The 21,580-nt window shown below is 60.8% G+C and carries 14 protein-coding genes; all 14 read right to left on the reverse strand.

Going from position 1 to position 21,580, the window contains the following annotated elements:
* Positions 1-26 precede the first annotated feature (26 nt).
* On the reverse strand, positions 27-1,127 hold the full coding sequence (locus AC0ZJQ_RS15625) for an alcohol dehydrogenase catalytic domain-containing protein (protein WP_009868023.1): 1,101 nt from the start codon (positions 1,125-1,127) through the stop codon (positions 27-29).
* 149 nt (positions 1,128-1,276) lie between these two features.
* Positions 1,277-2,548 carry a DUF1329 domain-containing protein gene (locus tag AC0ZJQ_RS15630; protein ID WP_009868022.1) on the reverse strand — a complete coding sequence of 424 codons (1,272 nt, stop codon included), beginning with the start codon at positions 2,546-2,548 and terminating at the stop codon, positions 1,277-1,279.
* 20 nt (positions 2,549-2,568) lie between these two features.
* Positions 2,569-4,152 (reverse strand): DUF1302 family protein, encoded by a 1,584-nt coding sequence (locus AC0ZJQ_RS15635; RefSeq protein WP_009868021.1) that lies wholly within the window; start codon positions 4,150-4,152, stop codon positions 2,569-2,571.
* Positions 4,153-4,217: 65 nt separating this feature from the next.
* Positions 4,218-6,593, reverse strand: a complete 2,376-nt coding sequence (locus AC0ZJQ_RS15640) for an efflux RND transporter permease subunit (protein ID WP_009868020.1) — start codon at positions 6,591-6,593, stop codon at positions 4,218-4,220.
* Positions 6,594-6,628: 35 nt separating this feature from the next.
* Positions 6,629-7,669: a WD40/YVTN/BNR-like repeat-containing protein gene (locus tag AC0ZJQ_RS15645; protein ID WP_037019949.1), complete on the reverse strand. Its 1,041-nt coding sequence runs from the start codon at positions 7,667-7,669 to the stop codon at positions 6,629-6,631.
* Positions 7,670-7,942: 273 nt separating this feature from the next.
* Positions 7,943-9,910, reverse strand: coding sequence for a methyl-accepting chemotaxis protein (locus AC0ZJQ_RS15650; protein ID WP_009868018.1), 1,968 nt, complete (start codon positions 9,908-9,910; stop codon positions 7,943-7,945).
* Positions 9,911-10,006: 96 nt separating this feature from the next.
* Positions 10,007-11,023: a 4-hydroxy-2-oxovalerate aldolase gene (gene dmpG, locus AC0ZJQ_RS15655; protein ID WP_009868017.1), complete on the reverse strand. Its 1,017-nt coding sequence runs from the start codon at positions 11,021-11,023 to the stop codon at positions 10,007-10,009.
* 10 nt (positions 11,024-11,033) lie between these two features.
* On the reverse strand, positions 11,034-11,975 hold the full coding sequence (locus tag AC0ZJQ_RS15660) for an acetaldehyde dehydrogenase (acetylating) (protein ID WP_009868016.1): 942 nt from the start codon (positions 11,973-11,975) through the stop codon (positions 11,034-11,036).
* A gap of 31 nt (positions 11,976-12,006) precedes the next feature.
* Positions 12,007-12,801 (reverse strand): 2-keto-4-pentenoate hydratase, encoded by a 795-nt coding sequence (mhpD, locus tag AC0ZJQ_RS15665; RefSeq protein WP_009868007.1) that lies wholly within the window; start codon positions 12,799-12,801, stop codon positions 12,007-12,009.
* A 213-nt stretch (positions 12,802-13,014) separates the two neighbouring features.
* Positions 13,015-13,872, reverse strand: coding sequence for an alpha/beta fold hydrolase (locus AC0ZJQ_RS15670; protein WP_009868005.1), 858 nt, complete (start codon positions 13,870-13,872; stop codon positions 13,015-13,017).
* Positions 13,869-14,840 (reverse strand): 3-carboxyethylcatechol 2,3-dioxygenase, encoded by a 972-nt coding sequence (mhpB, locus tag AC0ZJQ_RS15675; protein ID WP_009868003.1) that lies wholly within the window; start codon positions 14,838-14,840, stop codon positions 13,869-13,871. Before mhpB ends, AC0ZJQ_RS15670 begins: the two co-directional genes overlap by 4 nt.
* A 574-nt stretch (positions 14,841-15,414) precedes the next feature.
* Entirely contained in the window at positions 15,415-17,634 is a 2,220-nt protein-coding gene (locus AC0ZJQ_RS15680; RefSeq protein WP_476476892.1) for a DEAD/DEAH box helicase, read from the reverse strand.
* Positions 17,609-18,904 carry an ATP-binding protein gene (locus AC0ZJQ_RS15685; protein WP_014597639.1) on the reverse strand — a complete coding sequence of 432 codons (1,296 nt, stop codon included), beginning with the start codon at positions 18,902-18,904 and terminating at the stop codon, positions 17,609-17,611. Before AC0ZJQ_RS15685 ends, AC0ZJQ_RS15680 begins: the two co-directional genes overlap by 26 nt.
* Positions 18,901-21,384, reverse strand: a complete 2,484-nt coding sequence (locus AC0ZJQ_RS15690) for a tellurite resistance TerB family protein (RefSeq protein WP_011914491.1) — start codon at positions 21,382-21,384, stop codon at positions 18,901-18,903. The genes AC0ZJQ_RS15685 and AC0ZJQ_RS15690 overlap by 4 nt, the downstream gene beginning before the upstream one ends.
* Positions 21,385-21,580 lie beyond the last annotated feature (196 nt).

A 21,580-nucleotide genomic window follows, 5' to 3' on the forward strand; every position in this document is an offset into this window, starting at 1 on the left:
CCGACAAGCGGGCGAACGGCATCGATTCATTGATGAAGGATGTGGAAGTTGGTGAATCCGTTGCCTTCGGCTTGGATATCGTCCAGCGCCTCGTTTAACTGCTCCAGCGGATACGGACGATCCTCCAGCAGGGACAGATCGAGGATGCCGGACTCCACCATGCTGGCCATCTCTTCGCCTTCGCTGGTGGTGAACCACAGCGAGCCGAGGTATTGCAGCTGGGCGCACATGAACGGGTGCGGATCGATGGGAATCGGGCCGGCCACGCCACCGATCTGCACGATGCGACCGCCCCGGGCGAGCGCTTGCATGGCATCGACGGACAACTCCGTTGGCGCCTTGGCGCCGAGCGTATCGAGCATGGCGTCAACACCCTCCGGCAGCAGCGCACGAACCTGCTCGGCGATGGCCCCCTCGCCGATGCGCAGCGCAATCACGCGACGCGGATCCAGCGCCTTCAAGCGCTCCAGCGCAGCGGCATCCCGCGCTACGACCAATACGCGGGCGGCGCCAAAGGCCAAGGCCAGAAGGGTTGCGCCCACACCCAGTGTGCCGCTGGCTCCGAGGATCAGGATATTCTGCGAGGGGCGCAGTGCTGCCTTGCGAATCGCGGCATAGGCGGTACCCAGGTAGCCGAAGCGGGTTGCATTGGCGAAGCTCAAACAGTCCGGAAGGCGTACCAGGTTGTGCACATGCGCAGTCATGTACTGGCTGTAGCCCGCATACGGGTAGCGTTCGAAAACCTTCTGCGAGCCTGGGCCGAACCCAAAGTAGCCGGTGAAGGTATAGGCATCGCACCGCGGCGAGTTGCCCTCGCGGCAGTGACGGCATTCGCCGCAGCCGATGCCCGGGTTTACGTAGACGCGGTCGCCAGGCTTGAACGCGCTGACGCCCGAACCCACGGCCGCCACGGTACCGGCAGAATCCAGGCCGAAAATCGCGGGCAGCTTCGGCAGCGGGAGGAAGGGATACCACTCGGGGAAATGGGTGGTGACGTTCTTGAGGTTCGGGATGATCCCGCTGGCGGCGACCTTGACCAGCACATCGTGGGGTCCGGGCGTGGGTACCGGGATCTGGTCGACAACGAAACGACCGCCAATCTCGTGCAGACGAGCTGCTTGCATCATGGACACAGGAGACTCCTTGGATCGGGCCTCTGCCGAGGCCGCCGACCCGTCTTGTTGTTCTTCTCAGGCTGCGCATCCGAGGTGGATGCGCTACGCAAAGGGCCCGGCCCCTTGACGGGGCTCGGGCCGGCACGTCGACTTGGCCGAGCTTAACGACCCGCTGCCTGCAGGGCCTGCAGGGAGAACTGGGTGGACTTGGCGTCGAAGTTGGTTTTCCAGCTGGTGGTATCGATCAGCGAGATGGTGGCGTGGTTACGCTGGAAGTCGATCACTGAACCTGCAGTGGTGCGGATATCGCCATCCTTCTCATTGGAGTAGGAGTGGAATTCCATGAACTTCCAGAACTCACCCTTGCGGTTGTACGCCTCGCCGTAGTGGATGCGCGGGTACTTGGTGTCGATGTAGAGCACCTTCTTGCTGTAGGGATGGATCGACGGCGTTATCGCTTCAACCACGTAGACTTCACGCACTTCGTAGCTGTTGCCCAGGAAGTTCCAGTACGGCGGGTTCGGGTCCATCACCGGGTAGCGTTCGGCGTAGTTCTTGCCGTCCTTGTTCCAGATGTCCGCGCCCTGCTTGCTCGCCGTGACCGCCAGGATGTTGCGCTTGCCCAGCAGCTTGTACTCCGGATACCAGCATGGACGCGCGTTGAAGATCTCGAGGTCGTCCTGCAGCTGATCGGAAGAGCCCACCGGATCCATCCACGCACCACCGGAGAGCTGGCGCACACGACGCACCGCCGGGATGTAGGCCCACACGCTGTTTACCTTGTCCGAGTCATACATGACGGTGTAGGTGCCCAGGCCCTTCATGTCCGACGGCGACTTGAAGTACAGCAACTGGCGGCCACGCTCGCTACCGTCGCCTTCCACTGTACTGTCACCGGTCAGGCGTCCCTTCATGGTGTAGCGAGTGAACTCGGCGACCGGCTCGGCGTGCACACCTTTCTTGCCGTCGATCAGCAGCTGAGTGTACCCCGGCACCTGCGAGACATCGCCCACCAGCTGACCCAGGTGGAAGTTCCAGACAATCTTCTCAGCTGCCTGCGGGTCGTTCTCGTCGATGTTCGGGAACGGCATGCCCGCCCCCCAGCCTTCGATACGGCAAGCTTCCTTGTTTATCGAGGTCTTGCCGGCATTGGCCTTGGATGCCTCGACCCAACGCGGGTCCAGTGGCACTTCCTGGGACGCGGCGAGCGGCATCTGCATGCCATTGTTGCGAATACGCCATTCCAGCTTTTCGGTCAGCAGGCTGGCGATGGTGTGACCCTCGAAGGTCTGATCCTTCAACTGGTCAATATTGGCGGCGGTGATCACGGTGCCCGCGGGCACCTCGGCGGCATTAACAGTACCCATGAGAGCAGTGGCGGCGATCACGCCAGCCAGAATGGGGGTACGCAGCGCATGACAGAATATGGTCATCTCGTAGTCTCCGTTTGGGCTCAGAACAGATAGGTCAGACTGGTGTACAGCTGGTCGCGGTTGTGCAGGTAACCGAACAGGGTGGTGTTATCGGTGAGCGGGGTATCGGTGTTCTCGTAGTGGCCGTCATCCCAGAAGAAGTCGTACTCCACCTTCCACTTCAGCTTGCTGGACAGTTCGAAGGTCACCGAAGGGACGGCGAAGCCGCCGCCATTGCTCAGATCGGAGCCGACCACCAGGTTCGGGCGGATACGGCCGTTGGCGTAGCTCATGTCGAAGATCGCGGTCCCCAGCACCGAGTGCTCCTTGACCTTGCCGCCCCAGCCCACGCTGTACAGCAGGTTGTCGTCCTCGTCGTAGTTCTGCACCCATTTGTCGAACAACTGCACGGAGAAGAACATCGGTTTCTCGGTACCCAGCAGCGACTGGCTGAAGGCGAGGTTCTTGTCCATGCGCAGCATCAGCGCGACTACGTCCTTCTTCACCCAACCGTCGAAACCCGGAGCGATGAGCTGGCTCATGACGCTCGGGTTGGCGACCGAGATGTTGTAAGGCGCGTCCTTGATGTAGGCCACCTCGGTGCTGAACACGGCGTCGGCTGTCGATGAGTACTTGCTCGCGGTGAGGCCGAAGATGTCGACGATCGGATAGATGACCTCACCGGCTACGCCGCGGGTCTTCTCGCCACCTTCGACGCCGCTCGGCAGGTCCGGCCGGCCGATCAGCGCCAGGTTGTCGGAGGCGTTGAGGATCGGTGCGTTGTAGTAGGTCTTCAGGTACGACAGCGAGTAGTTGGCGTCACCCAGCAGACCGCTCCAGCGAATGCCGCCGGTGATGTCGTCACGGTCGCCTTCTTCGTGATCGAAGTTGTAGGGATCGACATTGCGGAAATCGACGCCGGCGTAGGGTTGGCTGGACCAGCGACCACCGTAGATGTCGATCTCGGTACCGCCGATATCCCGCTTCGCATCCAGACCTGGGCGGATGAACATCTCAATGCCGCCGTTGTACTCCGGCACGTCGATGTTGAACTTGGCCATGATGTTGGTCTTGCGCAGCTCCTCGTTCGCCGGCTCGAGGAACGCGCGCCAGGTGTTGTCGAAGCCATGCACCAGGTCGTTGGCGGCGAAGAAGTCGGTCTCGCCCCAGGCGATCTGCTGCTTGCCGAGGCGCACCCAGGTGCGGTCGCCCATGGGAAAGTCCACGTACAGCTCGCGGATCTCGTTGCGGTTGTAGAGATCCTTGATGTCTCCGCTGCCATCTTCCTCGTGGTAATTGTTGGCTCCCATCTCCTCCAGATGCTCGAGGAAATTGGTCTCGATCTCCCGTACACCGCGCAGCTTGGCGACAACGGAAACGGTGTCGGTCGGACGCCATTCCATGTTGAGACGCATAGTGCTGCGGGACATCGAAAGCTTGCCGCGGTCGTCGTAATCGGGCGTGTCTTCCCAATTCTTCATGTTCCAGGACATTTCCTGGCGCAGGTAGCCATCGTAAGTGAAGGTTTCGGCAAACACCGGCGTGGTAGCCACGCCCAGTGCAACGGCCAGCGCCAGCTTGCTGAGCGCGGCTCGCGGTTGCCCGCCACGGATAAGCTTGTTCATGGATTATCTCCCCAGGGTTTTCGGCAGCGATTGATCGAGTTGCGGTTGTTTTTCTTGTTTTCGTCTCAAGCCATCTGAAACGAGGAGTCGCGACGAATGACGACCGGTGTCTGCGCACGCTCGCCAAAGACGAAACGCGGGCGAAACACGTAGAGCAGTGCCGGCATCACGAACAGCGCACTGAAGGCGGACACCGACAGCCAGATCGCCATCAGCAGGCCCATCTCGGCCTGGAAGCGCAGCGACGAGGCCCACCACAGCAGGGTCGCGAAGACCAGTACGCTTGCCGTGACGATCACGCCCATGCCGGCGGTATGCAGCGCGATGCGAATGGCCTCTTCCGGGGTCTTGCCGATGGCGATCTCTTCCTTGACCCGGTCGGCGATGTAGAAGGCGTAGTCCACCCCCAGCCCGATCCCCAGGGCTGCCACCGGCACGGTATTGATGTTCATGCCTATGCCCTGCCAGGTCATGAAGGCGAAGGTCAGCATGTTGGAAATGATCACCGGCACCATGAACACCATGCCGGCGATGGAGGAGCGGTAGACAGCGGTGCAGATCAGCGCGAGTACCAGCAATGCCAAGGCAATGGCCTCGATCTGGCTGGCCAGAATGATCTCGTTGACCGCGGCCATCACGCCGATCAGCCCCCCGGCCAGCTGCCACTCCCCTTCGGAGAGCGGGTTCTGCTCGATGAACTCCTTGATGCGGGCCACGGCGGTACGGATGGTCTCGCCCTGGCGGTCGCGGAACATCAGGGTCACGGCTCCATTGGCGTACTGGTCGTCGGCGAAGCGGGAGATGTCGCCGGGTTCCGACACGGAGTCGAGCATGGCCACCAGGCTGCCGTTGACGGCGCTGCTGTCACCCAGCTCGAGGTAACGCGGGTTGCCTTCGCGCAGGCTCAGGTTGACTTGCGGCAGCACGTCGGCCAGGGACACCGAACCACCTACTTCCGGTTGCGCCTCGATGAACCGCTGAAAGCTGTTCATCGCCTGCAATGCCTCACTGGTCTTCATCAGCCCGCGGTTGCCATCCTCGCCAAGCACCACGAACATCCGGTCCACGCCTTCGAAGCGGTTATTGATCGCGTCGGCATCGACGTTGTAGGCCGATTGCGGCCAGAGGATCGGAGAGCCCGGATTGGCATCGCCAATCTTCAGGTTCATCGCGTAGAAACCGGCACTGACCACTACCAGCAGGCTGCCGCCGAGCACCAGGTAACGCGCGCGCGAAAGGCTCATTGCAGTGGCAAGGTCCAGCACCTTGTCCAACACCGGTATGCAGTTCAGCGGATGCACCATTCCGTGCGGCCGGCGGATGAACGACAGCATTACCGGAGTCAGGATCACCGCGCTCACGGTCAGGGTCATAACCCATACACAAGCCAGCACGGTGAGTTTCTGCAGCATCGGAATCGGACTGAGGGCTACCACTGCCATGCATGCCGCATCGGCGATCACACCGAGCATGCCGGGGCGGAACAGGTCCGAGAGCGCGACCCTGGCGGCAATGCGCGACGTATCGGCGTTGGCCGGAAGCAACTCCAGTTCGTCGTCGAAGCGGTTGACGATCTGTACCGAGTGGGACACGGCACGCGAGGTGATCAGCATCGCGACCACGATCACCAGCGGCTCGAAATGGATGCCCAGCAGCTGGCAGATACCGAGCGCCCAGGAGGCACTGACCATGCCCGCCAGCAACGGCAGCAGCACGCCGCGCCAGGTGCGTAGCAGGATGAACAGCATCACCAGGGTCACCAGCAGCGCAGCACATACCAACTGGAAAGTTTCCGGCAGATAGTGGCCCACCCAACCGTAGAGCATGGGGTCGCCGACCACGCGGATATGCACGCCACCGTCATCCACCCGGGAAATCAGGCCGCGGATTTCATGGAACACCTTGCCGTATTCGACCTGATCGTCGATGAAGTCGACAGTAACCAGCGTCGCCTGCAGGTCCTTGGACACGTAGGGGCCGTAGACCAACGGGTTACGCAGCACGGCCTGCTTCAACTCTTCCATCTGCGCGGCAGTTTCCGGCAGATCCGGCCACATCAGCGGCAGGCTGGTGATACCGGTGGTGGAGGCACGCACTTCCTTGAGCTTCTTCGATGCCAGCGAGGTGATCTGGTAGGGGTTGACCGCCGAAACCTCGCGCAGTCCCAGGGTCACTTCGCGCACCTTCTCCAGAACAGCAGGCTGGAAAATGTCGCCCTCATCTACTTCGAACATGATCGTGACCATGTTCGACCCGCCGAAGGTGTCCTTGAACTTCTCGTGCGTCTGCACGTACTCGTGGCGCGAGGGCAGCATGTCTTCGAAGACAGTGCGTACCTCGATGTGCAGGGCGGACCAGCCCAGCACCAGGGTCAGGAACAGCAGCACACCGGCCACCCAGGCGCTGCGCCGGATACAGAACTCGGCTATCCGTTCGATCATGGAATTGCTCTCGCTTCGTTAGGCAAATGAGGTGTTCAGGGCTTGAGGCGCGACCATTGCTGGCCATCCCAGTGGCCGATGTCCGCTCCGGCAAGCCAGAGGCCACCGGCGACCGGCAGTGCGCGCACGTGCCAGGCCAGGTTGCGCCTATCAAGGATTCCGGCCTGCCATTGCTCGGCGCTGCCAGCGGCCCAGCGACCCAGGGCACCGGTGACGAACCAGCGCTGCTGCTCGCCCAGCCAGGCCACATCGAACAGGTGGTCGGTGAGACCGACGTCGCGCGGCGTCCAGCTCTCACCTGCGTCGCTGGTTTCCAGCACCGTGCCTTCCAGGCCGACCGCCACGCCGTTCTGTGCATCGCGGAAAGACACCGCCATCAGCGAGGTGCCGGTGCCGGCATCGATGTCCCTCCATTCCTGGCCATCGAGGTTGCCGAGCACGATCCGCCCGAACTCGCCGACCAGCACCAGGCGACCGCCATCGAGGATGGCCACATCGTTCCAGGCCACGTCTTCCTCTTCACGCAGCCGCCCCCAGGTGCTGCCGTAGTCGCGACTGATCAGCAGCGCGCCCATCTCGCCACTGGCAATGGCCAGCCCCTCGGCGCCGATGCGTACGCGGTTGAGTTTGTTGGCGACCTCGGAGCGGGGTACGTCGGCCGCCTGTTGCCAGCTGGCGCCGCCGTCGCGGGTGTAGAGGACCTCGCCATCATTGCCGACGGCCACTGCATGGTGGGCATCCCACACAGCTATATCCTGCAGGGTGTTGCGCACATCGGTAGGCAAACGACTGATGCTGCCATCCTGAGCGATCTTCAGGATCTTGCCGTAGGAACCGGCAGCCAGCAGTTCGCCGCTGGGCAGCAGGGCCAAACCGTAGAACTGGTCTCGTCTCTCCAGCGGCGCCGGCACGATGGTGCCGCCGACCGGCTGCGGACGGATGAACAGGCCGGCCCAGAGCAAGGTAGCGATGATCACCCATGGCAGCAGGCCCATGAGCACTTTCAGCAACCGCGCACCAAGGTTCGGGGCGGACACCTGTGGAATGAGAATTTCGCTTGTAACGAGGTTCGACATGAGACTGGTCCGCACGTTGTGTCGTCGCCCGGATTCTGCGACGAGGGCAACCCGACATTAGGTTCCCGTGCCCATGCGGACTATCCGTGTACTGCTCGGCTTATCCCTTCAGTGCACGTTATTGACTGTGGTCAATTCCGGTGCGTGATCACGGCGCACCCAGCGCTCTGAAAAAGGATTACTAATCCTTATAAAACAGCCATTTAGCGACTTATGACCGAATAGTCACACTCGCATCGCCGTTGGGGGTAACGGCAAGTGATCCGGGAATTTCTAGAGCCGGAAACGACTGACCAGGGCGTTCAGGCTCACCGCGCTAGCCTCCAGATCGTCGCTGCGCTGACTGACCAGTCCGGCCCCATGGGATGCAAGCTCGGCCGAGTCGGCAATGCTCCCCAGGCTGCGTGAAAGCATGTCGCTGGTATCGGCCTGCTGTTCCGTGGCGGTCGCGATCTGACTGCTCATGTCGCGCATCCTGCGCATGATCTGCGAGAGACTTTCCAGCGCCTCGCTGGCTTGCCGGGCGCTGGACACATTGCCCAGCGAACTGCGACGACTCTGTTCGATGATGCCGACGAACGTCCGCGTGCGTTCCTGGATCAGATTGATGCTTGTGCACACCTGCTCGGTCGACAGGTGCGTGCGTCGCGCCAGCGCCCGAACCTCGTCGGCGACCACCGCAAAGCCCCTGCCCTGCTCGCCGGCCCGCGCCGACTCGATGGACGCGTTGAGGGCGAGCAGGTTCGTCTGGTCGGCGATGTCGCTGATCACCGCAACGATGGTGCCGATGGACTGGCTGGCCTCATCCAGTTGGGTGGCCAGGGTCGAGACATGTTCCAGCGTATTGGCATCCTCGTGGATAGCTGCCACCAACCCCGAGACCTTCGCCTGACCGAGCGCCACTGCCTGATCACCTTCCTGCGTGGCGACCGCAGCCTGCCCGGCATTCCCAGCCACCTCCTCTACCGTCGCGGCCATCTGCTGCATGGCCGTGGCCAGCTGGCCGATCTCGTCACGCTGGGACGCCACCGAGCGCTCCGCGTTGCGACTTTCAGCCTGTAGCTCGTCCGATACGCCTTGTAGCGCCTGGCCAGTAGCCTTGATTTCGCGTACCAGTGCCCACTGCGTCTCAAGAAACTGATTGAATTCACGCGCCAGATTGGTCAACTCGTCCGCCCCGCGCACCGGCAGGCGCGCACAAAGATCGGCATCGCCAGTAGCCAGCTCGCGCACGGTACCCACCAACTGTTGCAGGGGCCGCGCCATGGCCCGCCCCAGCAGCACCATGGTGAGTGCAAGCACCAGCGACGCGAAGATGCCGAGCAGGATCAACTGCAGAGCCAGGCTCTTGACCCCACCGAGCAATGCAGAGCTGGGAAACGCAAGTCCAAGCGACCAGGGCGTGACCGCTGCACTGACAGTCACTGGCGTCACCAGCATGAAGGCTTCTTCAGCAAGCGCAGGCGAGTCGAAACGCAGGGTAATGCCCTCGCCCTTGCGGACCGCCTCGATCACAGCCCGAAAGTGATCACCGAGGAAGTCGGCCTCAGTATCCTGCTGCTTCTTGCCGACCCGGCCAGGATCGGGGTGCGCCACCAACGTATTGTCGGCGGCGATCAGCGCCGCCACGCCCACATCCAGCGGGCGTAAGGCGGCGACCTGCTGCTGCAGCAGGCCGGCGTCCAGACCAACACCGAGACTGCCCACCACCTGCTCATCGGAAAATATCGGCACCAGCAGCGCGATGACCTGCCGATCATCAAGAGACAACAGTGGAACTACCCGTTCGACATCCGATGCGACTTGACCCAGCTCGGTCAGGAGCGCCTCCCGTTGCGACTCGAGGCCAGGATGCAAACCACCGGCACTGCGCAGCCACAACACGCTTCGATCGGCCCCACCGCCCTGGGGAATCCACCAGACCGCCGCGGTGTCGGGCTGCCCCTGCAACAGCGATTCGGCGATCTGGTCGGCGATACGCCGATCCGGCAGCTCTCCATCGATCATCTCTCGCGCTAGCAAACCGGCGGTGTTGCGCAAGCCGTTCAGCGGCGCATCGAAATGCTTGGAGAGTTCCGCTGCCTGCTGCCGGGCAATGGCATCCACCGCCACCTCGGCCAGCGCTTCAGTCGAAGACTTGCTTTGGTAATAGACCAACAGCACGGTCGCCAGATAGATCAGCAGCATCAGCGGCAGGACGGTGAAGAGCAGTTTGTTCTTCATCGACAGGTTGGACAGCATCGATACACCTCGTGTCTGGGCTTGGCTGGCGTGCTGCAGCCTCTGAATGACGGATAAAAAAACGCCGTGGCTAGCACGGCGTAAAGGAGCTGTTCGTTAGCGTTGTTGCTTGAGCAAATCCAGCGCGACATCGACGATCATGTCTTCCTGCCCGCCAACCATGCGGCGACGGCCCAGCTCAACGAGGATGTCGATAGGCTTCAGCCCGTACTTGGCAGCCGCCACCTCGGCGTGGCGCAGGAAGCTGGAGTAGACGCCGGCGTAGCCCAGGGCGAGAGTTTCGCGATCGACCCGTACCGGGCGATCCTGTAGTGGACGCACCAGGTCGTCGGCCGCATCCAGCAGGCGGTACAGGTCGGTGCCGTGATTCCAGCCCATGCGCTCGGCAGCGGCGATGAAGACTTCCAGCGGCGCATTACCAGCACCGGCCCCCATGCCGGCCAGGCTGGCGTCGATGCGATCGCAACCTTCCTCCACCGCGACGATCGAGTTGGCCACGCCGAGGCTGAGGTTGTGGTGGGCGTGCATACCGGTCTGGGTTTCCGGGTTCAGCACCGCCTTGAACGCGCGCATGCGGTCACGAATGTCGTTCATGTTCATCGCACCGCCGGAGTCAGCCATGTAGATGCACTGGGCGCCGTAGGACTCCATCAGCTTGCCTTGGGCGGCCAGCTCCTCGGCCGGGATCATGTGGCTCATCATCAGAAAGCCCACGGTGTCCATGCCCAGCTCACGCGCAAACTCGATGTGCTGCCTGGAAACGTCGGCCTCGGTGCAGTGGGTAGCCACACGCACCGAGCGGGCGCCAGCCTTGTAGGCCTCTTTCAGGTCGTGCACGGTGCCGATACCGGGGATCAGCAGGACCGTGATCCTGGCGCTCTCGATGACATCGGCAGCCGCTTCGATCCACTCCAGATCGGAGTGAGCTCCAAAACCGTAATTGAACGAAGATCCCTGTAGGCCGTCGCCGTGGGTCACCTCGATGGAGTCGACCTTCGCCTGGTCCAGTGCACGGGCGATGTCCTGCACGTTCTGCGTCGAGTACTGGTGGCGAATGGCGTGGCTGCCATCGCGCAGGGTCACGTCGGAAATGTAGAGTTTCTTGTCGGTCATGCTCATGTCCTCAGCCCTCGCCGTTCAGCATTCTTTCGGCCATGCGCTCGGCGGTGGCCATGCCGGCGGAGGTCATGATGTCGAGGTTGCCCGCGTAGGCCGGCAGATAATGGGCCGCGCCCTCCACTTCGAGGAATACGGACGTCTTGAGGCCCGAGAACTTGCCCAGTCCGGGAATGCTCAACGGTGCGCTTTCCGGAATCACGTCGAACTGTACTTTCTGTTTAAGCCGATAACCCGGCACGTAGGCCTGAACCGCCTTCGACATTTCCTCGACGGAGGCTTCCACTGCCGCCTGGTCTGCTGCCTCGGACAGCACGAACACGGTGTCGCGCATGATCAGCGGCGGCTCGGCCGGATTCATGATGATGATCGCCTTGCCCCTGGCCGCACCACCGATCGCCTCGATGGCCTTGGAGGTGGTCTCGGTGAACTCGTCGATATTCGCGCGAGTACCCGGCCCGGCGGACTTCGAGGCGATAGAGGCAATGATCTCGGCGTAATGCACCTTGGCCACGCGGGACACCGCGGCGACCATGGGAATGGTGGCCTGACCGCCGCAGGTGACCATGTTGACGTTGAGCTTGTCGATGTGCTCCTCGCCGTTGACCACTGGCACGCAATACGGGCCAATGGCCGCCGGCGTCAGGTCGATCAGGCGGATGCCCGGCTTGATCGAGCGCAGGAACTCGTCGTTCTTCACATGGGCCGCGGCGGAGGTCGCATCGAAGACGAAGTCGATGTCCTTGAACACCTCCATCCGGGTCAGGCCGTCCACGCCCTCGTGGGTAGTGGCTACACCCAGGCGCTTTGCCCGGGCCAGACCGTCGGAGTTGGGGTCGATGCCGACCATGGCACCCATTTCCAGGTGCTTGCCATGGCGCATGATCTTGATCATCAGGTCGGTGCCGATGTTGCCGGAACCAACGATGGCAACCTTGAGTTTCTTCATGAGGATGCGCTCTTGCTTTATGGGCTGCCGATCACTCGGCGGAGAAGTTCACTGCGACCTGGCCAACGCCCTCGATCACAGCCTCGAAACGGTCGCCCGGGTTGACTCCTACCATCGGCCCCAAGGCCCCGGTGAGGACGATGTCGCCAGCCTTGAGCGGCTGTCCCAGGCGCGCCATGGTGCGCGCCAACCAGACTGCGGCATTGAGCGGGTGACCCAGGCATTCGGCACCGCTACCGCTGGAAACCAGCTCGCCGTTGCGGGTCATGCTCATGCTCGCCTTGCGCAGGTCGACGCTCGCCACGGCCAGAGCCGGACCACCGAGAACGAAGCAACCACTGGAGGCGTTGTCAGCCACGGTGTCGACGAAGCGGATGTTCCAGTTCTGTACCCGCGAGCCGACGATTTCCAGGGCCGGCAGCACCCAGCCGGTGGCATTCAGCACCTCGGCAAAGGTGGTGTCGGCGCGAGGCAGGTCGCGGTTCAGGATCAGGGCGATCTCGGCTTCGATCTTGGGTTGCATGATCTGGCCATAAGGCACGGCCTCGTTGTCGCCGTAGCACATGTCGGCGAACAGGGTGCCGAAGTCAGGCTGGTCAACGCCCAGCTGGGCCTGCACCTTGGGATTGGTCAGTCCGATCTTGCGGCCTATTACGCGACGGCCGGAGGCCTCGGCATGCGCCACGTTCAGGCGCTGGATGGCATAGGCCGCCTCGCCAGCGTCTTCACCGATGCGCTCGCGCAATGGGGCGATCGCCTCACCGCTACGCTCGGCTTCGCGAAGGGCCGCCGCCAACTGGTCGAGAATTTCCTGGGTCACGCTCATATTCACCTCGCGGTTCACTGCGCTTCGGCAGCAGTCAGACCTGCTGCCGGTTGCGCGAAAACATGCTGTACAGCCGATGGTAGGAGGAGCCTGCCCGCGCTGGCGCTCCCGCCAGCTACGGCGTTATCCCGCCAGCGCAATAAGTTGCCGCTGGCGCAGCAAGCGGAAGGCCGGCGAGATCCACGGCCCCGTCCGGACGGGCACACCACAGAATCAGCTGGCGAGGAAATCCAGCACCAGGCGGTTGAAGCGATCGGCGTGCTCCCACTGCACCCAATGGCCACAGTTGTTGAACACGTGCAGTTCGCTGTTGGGGATTGCTGCGACCAGTCGCAAACCGGTATCCATTGGTACAAAGCGGTCATTGCGTCCCCAGATCACCAGCGTCGGCGCTGTGATCTCGCCCAAACGCATCGAAACGTCCGGGAACTGGCGCGGATTCACCGCCAGGCTCTTGATGAAGTTCTCCAGATGGTCGCGACGCTGGAGGATATTCTCCAGGCGCCCGGCGATCAGTGCCGGCGTCAGGTCACTAGGGTCGTAGACGAAGATGTCCATCATCTGCTGAAGGTTCTCCTGCGTCGGCTCGCGGTAGACCTTCTGCAGCAGCTTGATGCCTTCGGTGGGCATGGGCACGAAGGGGCTCACGCCGCCCGTGCCCCCGCCCATCAGCACCAGGCGATCAGCACATTGCGGATAGGCCAGGACGAAGGCCACAACACTGTGCCCCCCCATGGAGTTACCGATCAGGTGCACACGGGAAATTCCCAGCTGATTCAGCAATCCCTTGAGCACGCGCGCATTGAGCGCGGACCTAGACTCGCTGCAGATGATGGTGTCGCTCTTGCTCCAGCCGGGGCAATCCATCAGCACCACGCGGTAGCCCGCTTGCACCAACGGCTCTACGTTGCGGCTGAAATTCGACCAGCCACTGGCGCCGGGACCGGAACCGTGGAGCATTACTACCACCTCATCGCCTGCACCACAGTCGTGGTAGTGAATGTTCAGGCCAACGCCCTGATCTTCGATGCGGGCAAAGCGACTGGTGGCGCTTTCGCTGTACTGGCTCATGGCATATCTCCCGATTTCAAACCGGCCCCGGCCAGACTGGCGCTCAACGAACCGAAGCCGGCGATCCACTCGGGAACCGGACGGTAGTAACGTTCGCTGGTCTGGTACGGGCCATACATTGATAAGGCAGCAAAGGCCGCTACCCAGGTCTTGATCTCGTGCGTGGATCTGCCTGCCAGAGCGGAAAGCTCGGCATTGGTCACTGCATCCAGCTCGCTCAGGCGCCCCTGCTCCAGCAAAGTCAGGAAGAGCTGATCCCATTCAGGGTTGAGAGGATGCAGCGACTCCTGATCCTCCGCGAATCGCTTCGCCGCGAGGATCACCCGTTGCGTGCGTGCTTCGCGCTCATCAGCCGGGAGGTGGCGGCCACTACCTTTAAGCCGGTCTGCCATGAGGCCTTCGGCCTTGGCCAATTCCGGTACAGGCGGTTGATGCGACAGCCCTCCGGAACCAAGGAGCAGGACGCGTTTGTCCAGCGTGCTGGCCCATCGCCCGATCGCTTCGCCCAGCAGACGGGCACGCTGAAAGCTGGGCAGCGGAATAGCCACCGAGTTGATGAAGACCGGGATCACCGGCACTTCCCGCAGGCCACCCAGCAGCATTTCCAGCGGCTGCGCGGCGCCATGATCGAGCTGCATGCGGTAGGAAACGGCACTATCCACGCCGCCATCCAGCACTGCCGTCGCGCAGCTTTCGGCGAGCTCCTGCGGCACCAGCAGCGGCCCGGCCAGTGTGCCGAAATCGCCAATGGCGTGCGCCGCCATGCCGATGCAGAACGACGGCATCACGTCATAGAAAAAACCGTTGTAGTGGTCCGGACTGAAGAGAATTACCAGTTCTGGATCAAACGCGGCAATACGCTGACGAGCAGCCTCGATCACTTCGTGAACTTCATCCAGAACGACCTTCGATGGGTCCACATGCCCCATCAAGGGGGTATGCGAAAGGCAATGCAGGTAAATGCTCATATCACCCCACTCACTGACATCAGTACTTGGTGAAGGTAAAAGATGGCTAGACAGCCAAGCACTCCCTGCAGGGAGCGGGTTATCCCAAGAGCGCATAAAGCATGACCGGCCGCTCTGGCAGAGAGCGGAAAAGTCAGAGACACGATCGAATTGTTCTGCCCGCTTTGACGGTCAGCCAGGCATGCCGTCCTCTTCGGGCGCCGCTTCTGGACGGAGTGGCTTTACCTCACCGTTGACATAGGCGCCAAATCAGTGAGGCAGGCACATCCTGACGCGCTGTACCAAGTCAGCATGAGCGATCCGGGCATCCCGCTGGACATGGAGATAACTGTTGGACTAGATACCGGAGATGCAGCCCTCCTATCCACGCGACACATCGATGAGATGCAACCGGCCGCTCTGCTCGGCTTTGCAATGGACGGAGTCAAACAAACGATAACCTTCTGGCTACCGGAACCCCGTTGCACCGGCCGTTACGGCAGCTATGACACCAAAGCCCGACTGCGGTCCATCTTGACCAGATGAACCAAAGTCGGCTTTCAACAAAGCAGGCACCACACGAATAAGCTAGATATCAGGCCGTCTCCGCAGGCTGGCTCACTAGAGCCAATGCCAAGGCCTTTGCTCCACCCAAGTCCAAATGCATCGTGGCGTAAGACTGCATGAGTAATGCTGGCGGAAGCACCCAATCCCATTTTTCTTGAGCCATGCTCTGTACGTCCGCTAGAACAGCGGATTCATCAATACCGTCCCACTCGGCGATCTCACGCAGCTTGCGTTCAAGCGACGTCCGATCTCCCTCAACCTCGATGACCAACCCGCTGTTCTCACTGGCTAGTCCGGTGTGCGTCAACAAGATGGCTAGGGCATCGTTTGTCCAATCGCCTCGCCAGCTGAAAAGGTAAGTCTTACCTCCGCTTTCGGTCATGCTCGAATGTACCAATCCAAGGTCCGAGAAAGCGCTACGTGCCTGAGCTAGTAGCTCTTGTGCCGTAGTATCAAGATAGGGGTAGACGTCCGCCTCCAACAAGACGCTCCTCATCTCTTGCCGAACCCGATCATGTACACGGGCTCCAAGCCCGTCAAAGGACGGGGGAGCACCACCGGGATCGGATCTCACGACAACGACCCTGGCCTCAGTGTCCACGCTCGTTACCCGCCAGCGGCGCCCAGCAAAGATAATTCGCTGATCGACGGTCAATGGCCTGGAGACGGGCAATGCGCCAAGTAGTTTGCCATCGCATACCAGGCGGAACTCTTCATTACTGACAAATGCACTGTAGAAGTCGTAGTGGTTGATCAGGCGTTCCCCCACTACGCCGGGCAGCAGGAGCCCCGATGTTTCCTGGGTTATCAAATCGCGCTCACCGAGGGCACGAAGCAAACTGAGGAAGCTGCCCTGCTCCACCCCAGTGAACGGACCACTGCGTATCAAGGTGCTCCACAGCTCTGCAGCTGTAGCTCCTCCCCGCTGGGCTATCACCGAGAGGCACTGCTGTACCAGCGTCGATAAATGAAGGCCATGAACACGAGGAGGCTCGAACCAGCCCTGCATCAACAACCGGATCATCGCGATGCTTTGCAGCAAACCCTGGCGAAGTCGATCTGACAGGGGCGAGCCATCGTCTAGCTGACGCTCCTTGCAGTAACTTCGGAGAATGGCTGCCTCTCCCGGACGGCGTCCGGATCGCCCCAAGCGTTGACGCAAGCTAGCTACCGATGGCGGAGCCCCGATCTGCACTACCGTCTTGATGCTGCCGATATCGACCCCAAGCTCCAGCGTGGTAGTGCAGACTGCGGTGGCAGGCCGGTCACCGTCTTTCAGCGCTTTCTCAGTTTCCTCTCGAATGTCCTTCGCCAAACTGCCGTGATGCGGCCAGAACTCGTTCGGTACACCATCCTGCTCGCAACGGCGCCGCAGATTGTCAGCGAACCACTCAACCTGAGTTCGACTGTTGGGGAAGATCAGGTTATTGCTGCCGCGTAGCACCTGAAAGAGATGCTCTGCGATGGCATGGTCCGGAGAAAAAACATCGTCACCTTCAGGCTGTACCGGGAGCGCCTTCTTGGACTCCACATACCCTCTGATCTGAACCTTAAGTATCTGGCCACTACCCTTGGATTCGATCACCGACACATGATGAGGGGCATTGGGACGCAAGAAGGCAGCAGCCAACGTCATGTCGCCCAACGTGGCGGAAAGACCAACCCTGGGCAGGGGGCGATCAATGATTGTTTCAACACGATGCATGAGTGACTGCAGCTGCTTGCCTCGCTCACTGCCGATAAAGGCATGGAGCTCATCCACCACCAGGTACCGCAGGTTGGCAAACAATCCCGCCAGGCTGGTTCCCTTGTTCACGAACAGAGCTTCGAGCGACTCCGGCGTGATCAGCAGAATGCCTTCCGGGGACTTGAGGAAGCGATGCTTGCGGCTCGCTGAGATATCCCCATGCCAAGCAATGACAGGAAGCTCAAGCTCATCGCAAAGCCTCGCCAAACGATCCCACTGGTCATTGATGAGAGCCTTCAGCGGGCTGATGTAAAGCACCGCCCCAGGCTTTTCCGTGTCCTGCAGGAGATTGGTAAGGATGGGCAGAAACGCGGCTTCGGTTTTGCCTGCAGCTGTAGCCGCCGCGATGATGACATCCTGGTCGGCCCCCAAGAGCGCAGGGATAGCACGCTCCTGGGCATCGCGTAGGGAGGTCCAGCCCTCGGCCCATATCCAGCGCTGGATTCGCGGTTCAAGGAGATCGAAGCCAACCGATTCAGAGCTGGAAGGTGGCAAGCTCATCGTCCGCATCCACTTGGGTATCGGCCTCACCGCCTCGATCCGGTGCAATCTCCACGGCACCCAACAGCGTCCGCCAATCAGCGTCAGGATTCTGCTCCAACACCGCTAGCAGGCTGATGAATGCGGTAATGGTCGTCCGCGGGGTACGGAAGTAGGCCTCACCCATCCGCTGGTTGCAGTGGGCCATAAACAGCGGCAATGCTTCGTCGGGTAGCAGATAGCGCTCGCTCACGCCTGCCGCGTATACATGACGCAGTTTCTGCAGCAGCACGTAGAAATCCTCAGGCGTCAGACTAGTGAGGCGTATGACAGGGCCGGACAGATCTACCAGCCCGGACTTGGCGAAGTTATTTTCAGCCAGACGCGACTGCAGCGCCGGATAGCTGTAGAGGCCGCGGCGAGTATCCATGAGAAATTCGGGTGTACCGCCCAACACAAAACCAAGCCCCTCAGCAGAGCCCTGCAGGGAGTCATTGAGGATACGAAGAATCTGCTCGTAGTTAGCGTTACGAGCTTGGGTGTTGGAAAGTTTGTACAGGTTCACCAGCTCATCGAGACATACCATCAACCCGCTAAAGCCGGCCAACCGAACGAATCGCGCAAGCAGCTTGAGCTGATCGTAGACCGAAGCATCGTCGACGATGGTTCGCACCCCCAGTGCGGTGCGGGCATCTGTCTTGGTAGTGAACTCGCCACGCAACCAGCGGATAGCATCAGCCTTGAGCTGCTCGTTACCCTCTTCGAAGCCTTTGCAATAGGCCGCGATTACATCAGCAAAGTCATAGCCGTTGACCATCTCTGCCAGTTGGTCGAGATGCTCGCGAATCACGGCCTCACTGTCTTTGCCGGACGCTTTGGCTTCCGTTTTGGCCTGCGCCACGAATTTCTCGACTATTCCTTGCAGAGCGCCGCCATCAGGCTTAGTCCGGGTGGACATATTCTTGGCCAATTCGGCATACAGCGAGCGAGCCTGGCCACCAGTAGCATGGAGACGACGATCCGGGTTCAGATCGGCATGCATGGTGACGAGCTTGCGCTCCATCGCGATAGAGCGAACCAGGTTGAGGAAGAATGTCTTGCCTGCACCATACTCACCGATCACTACGCGGAACGCGGAACCGCTTTCCGCGAGGCGCTCCACATCACGGATGAGTGCTTCCAGCTCCCCGACACGCCCCACTTGAATCAGGTGCTGGCCTGCACGGGGGACGACGCCGGCGCGCAGGGACTGGATGACCGCATCGCGGTCCTTGGCTCTGATGCTGCTCATAGCGGTAGTTTGTCCATAATGTCAGGGTTAACTTCGAAGGGGTCTTCCCCTTCGGTGACTGGCATATCGAAATGCTCAAATGCCATGTCGTTGATCTGCTCCAATGCTCCGTCGAGCATGAGTTCCATATCGCTTGCTACGGCCCCCAACTCGTCACGAGACCACTCGGTACGGGATACGAGTACACGCAGGAAGGCTGAGTGATCGGCGTCTAAGCCACAAACGGAGGAAGTATCCTCAACAGTCTCTTCCACAACTACGTCATCTGGCTCAGCAGTCTTGTCGTCAACGAAAACCTGAGCCAGCAGCGCAGATACCTGTTCCGTTTCACGCTGCAACTGAGCGATGCGCTCTTTGTCCAGAGCAAATTCGCCAACAGGCTTGGACGGAGTTGCTCCGGGAATGGAAGGCGTTGTCTGCGATGAGCCTACGGCGCTGCCACTGGCGGCCACATGAAGGTCGCTGTAGAGCGATTGCGGATCCAGCTGCAGGGTCTTGTAGACGCGCTCCAGCAACTTCACCTCTGCGGGGCTAACCTCGCCGTCGACCTGCGCCAAGTGAGCGAGAAAAGCCGCCACAACCCTCTTCGCCGGCTCGGCCAGGGGTTCCAGTTTCTTCTTCAGGCTTTGCAGGGTTGGTGGCTGGTTAAGCTGCAGACGCAGGTGGGCCTTCAGGCGTTTCCGATGAGCACCGCTCAGGTGACACCAGGAGTCGATATGCTGGGATAGCAGCATAATTTCCTGCGGCGACGTGTCACCATCGGCCGCCGCCACAGCACAAGCAAGGTCCAACGTAACAGAGGCGGCGCTATACGCCGGCGAAGAACGCAGATCACCATCTTCAGCCTGGGTCGCAAAGAGCGCCACATTGTCCTCTGCCTTGGGTGTTCGGCTGCCTGTCAGCACATCCGGCTCGATACCGATGTGTAAAGACTCCAGAGCGCGGGCGAGCGTCAGAACCTTGTCTCGCGACAGGCTACCTGCACTCTGCAGTCGCCCTGCCAGCTCACCGAAGCTCATGACCACCATGCCATCGCCGATGCGTTGCTTTAGCTCGGCGAGCGCTGTTCGAGCTGCTGGCGGCCACAGGTTTACGGGCAGCTGTAACAGCCCTTCTAGTGCATCAGGAGTGCCGGGGTTGCGGCCGAGATAACGACTGTAGGGCTCCAACTGCACTGTGCATTCGTCAACCAACTGCTGCAGCTTCTTCCGAGCTGCGCTAGTCGCAGTGACATCAGGGATACCGGATAGGCCATCCAGCTCTTGGGGTGGTAGACCCGCAGAAGCGGTGTTGTATTGGAGTCTCAGACGGGTCTTGTTCTGAGGGAGCACCATACCGGCGCCATAACGTTCCTCGTAGCGCATGCAGAACAACTGGGCGAACGCTTCTTTACAGCGGGTTACGGGTGTCCGCTTCCCGATGCTGTGATCAGACAGCACCCAGGCCAACGCCCAGTCAGCCGGCATTGGTTGCTTGTCAGCCGCCAACTGACCCAGGCCAATACGCAGCTCTACAGGCATTTCGTAGCCGTAAGGTAACGGTGCCGGCGGCGCCTTTTGATAGCGCCTGGCGAGTATTTGGCCTTGGCGGAGGAAGTCTACGAAGCGACTGGCGTAGTTATTGAAGGAGTTATTCTTGCCATAGATCGAGAGCAACCGCTCCACCTCGGCAATTATGATAGGTATGTCGGCCGCCGCAGCCTGATCCGTCTTGGCGTCGACAAAAACCCTACGCTCAAGACCGTAGAAGAATAAGAACACGTAGCCGATGTTGGCATGCGGAGCCTTTCGACCACTGGATAGCCATTGCAAATATGCGCGGCGGGCCTCAGGAGAGATGCTGTCGTAACTGGGCCAGTAAGGGGTGAGACGCTCAGATATATCGACGATGCCCCGTGCGACCTTCAGTTTCGGGTTGATCAGTGACGGTTCCGAAGGTCCATTGCGCCTGTTTTTATCTTCGCCGACGTAGATCAGACCAATAGTGATATTTTCGCCCGCCACTTCGATGGTTTCGCCAGCAGAAAGCCACCGCACGTTGGCACTATTCAGGTTCGCCGGCGCGCTCGGAATTCGGTGGGAAGGCCGCTCAGTGGCCTCTAAAGTTACGGTAAAAAAGCCAGAGTCGTCTCGCTTTGCCGAAACCTGCCGGGGCGACGCCGAGACTTGCGCAGGAGCAGAGGGCTCACTTAGTGGCGAGACCTCATCCAATGAAAACGTCAGGCCGGTGCTTATGCCGAGGTCCGAGGAACTTGAACGAGCTCCCCCTTGGGGTGGCCGCATAGTTGTTGCCGAAGACATGACTGACGGTTTGCTGAAGGCCTTTATTACTAGCCACCCGCCTATGCCGACAATAAGTGCTCCGCCCAAGAAAACCCATACACCCTTGGGAACGGAAGCAAGCCCCCCAATCACTAGGGCACACAGAACCATCGCTCCAGATACACCAGACTTGCTGCTGCGCTTACGCTTCCCTGCCATCGCTTCGACTCCCTATACAAGCATGCTGGCCATTTAGCAGTATCGGCAATTCGGGTGCATCAGCCAATACCTCGCGCCAAGCTATGTGTTGAATCTCTTTATGATGTTATCCAGATGTGTTCCGTATGCACTGGTGAGATGGCGGCCAGATGCGAGCCGGGCGGTCACGGGGTTGAATTGATGAGCAGGCACAGCG

The sequence above is a fragment of the Stutzerimonas sp. 21-1 genome, from assembly GCF_056336065.1.

Coding starts and splice junctions, on each gene's coding strand:
- AC0ZJQ_RS15625 (WP_009868023.1), bottom strand. CDS start 1,127: ATGATGCAAGCAGCTCGTCTGCACGAGATTGGCGGTCGTTTCGTTGTC.
- AC0ZJQ_RS15630 (WP_009868022.1), bottom strand. CDS start 2,548: ATGACCATATTCTGTCATGCGCTGCGTACCCCCATTCTGGCTGGCGTG.
- AC0ZJQ_RS15635 (WP_009868021.1), bottom strand. CDS start 4,152: ATGAACAAGCTTATCCGTGGCGGGCAACCGCGAGCCGCGCTCAGCAAG.
- AC0ZJQ_RS15640 (WP_009868020.1), bottom strand. CDS start 6,593: ATGATCGAACGGATAGCCGAGTTCTGTATCCGGCGCAGCGCCTGGGTG.
- AC0ZJQ_RS15645 (WP_037019949.1), bottom strand. CDS start 7,669: ATGTCGAACCTCGTTACAAGCGAAATTCTCATTCCACAGGTGTCCGCC.
- AC0ZJQ_RS15650 (WP_009868018.1), bottom strand. CDS start 9,910: ATGCTGTCCAACCTGTCGATGAAGAACAAACTGCTCTTCACCGTCCTG.
- dmpG (WP_009868017.1), bottom strand. CDS start 11,023: ATGACCGACAAGAAACTCTACATTTCCGACGTGACCCTGCGCGATGGC.
- AC0ZJQ_RS15660 (WP_009868016.1), bottom strand. CDS start 11,975: ATGAAGAAACTCAAGGTTGCCATCGTTGGTTCCGGCAACATCGGCACC.
- mhpD (WP_009868007.1), bottom strand. CDS start 12,801: ATGAGCGTGACCCAGGAAATTCTCGACCAGTTGGCGGCGGCCCTTCGC.
- AC0ZJQ_RS15670 (WP_009868005.1), bottom strand. CDS start 13,872: ATGAGCCAGTACAGCGAAAGCGCCACCAGTCGCTTTGCCCGCATCGAA.
- mhpB (WP_009868003.1), bottom strand. CDS start 14,840: ATGAGCATTTACCTGCATTGCCTTTCGCATACCCCCTTGATGGGGCAT.
- AC0ZJQ_RS15680 (WP_476476892.1), bottom strand. CDS start 17,634: ATGAGCTTGCCACCTTCCAGCTCTGAATCGGTTGGCTTCGATCTCCTT.
- AC0ZJQ_RS15685 (WP_014597639.1), bottom strand. CDS start 18,904: ATGAGCAGCATCAGAGCCAAGGACCGCGATGCGGTCATCCAGTCCCTG.
- AC0ZJQ_RS15690 (WP_011914491.1), bottom strand. CDS start 21,384: ATGGCAGGGAAGCGTAAGCGCAGCAGCAAGTCTGGTGTATCTGGAGCG.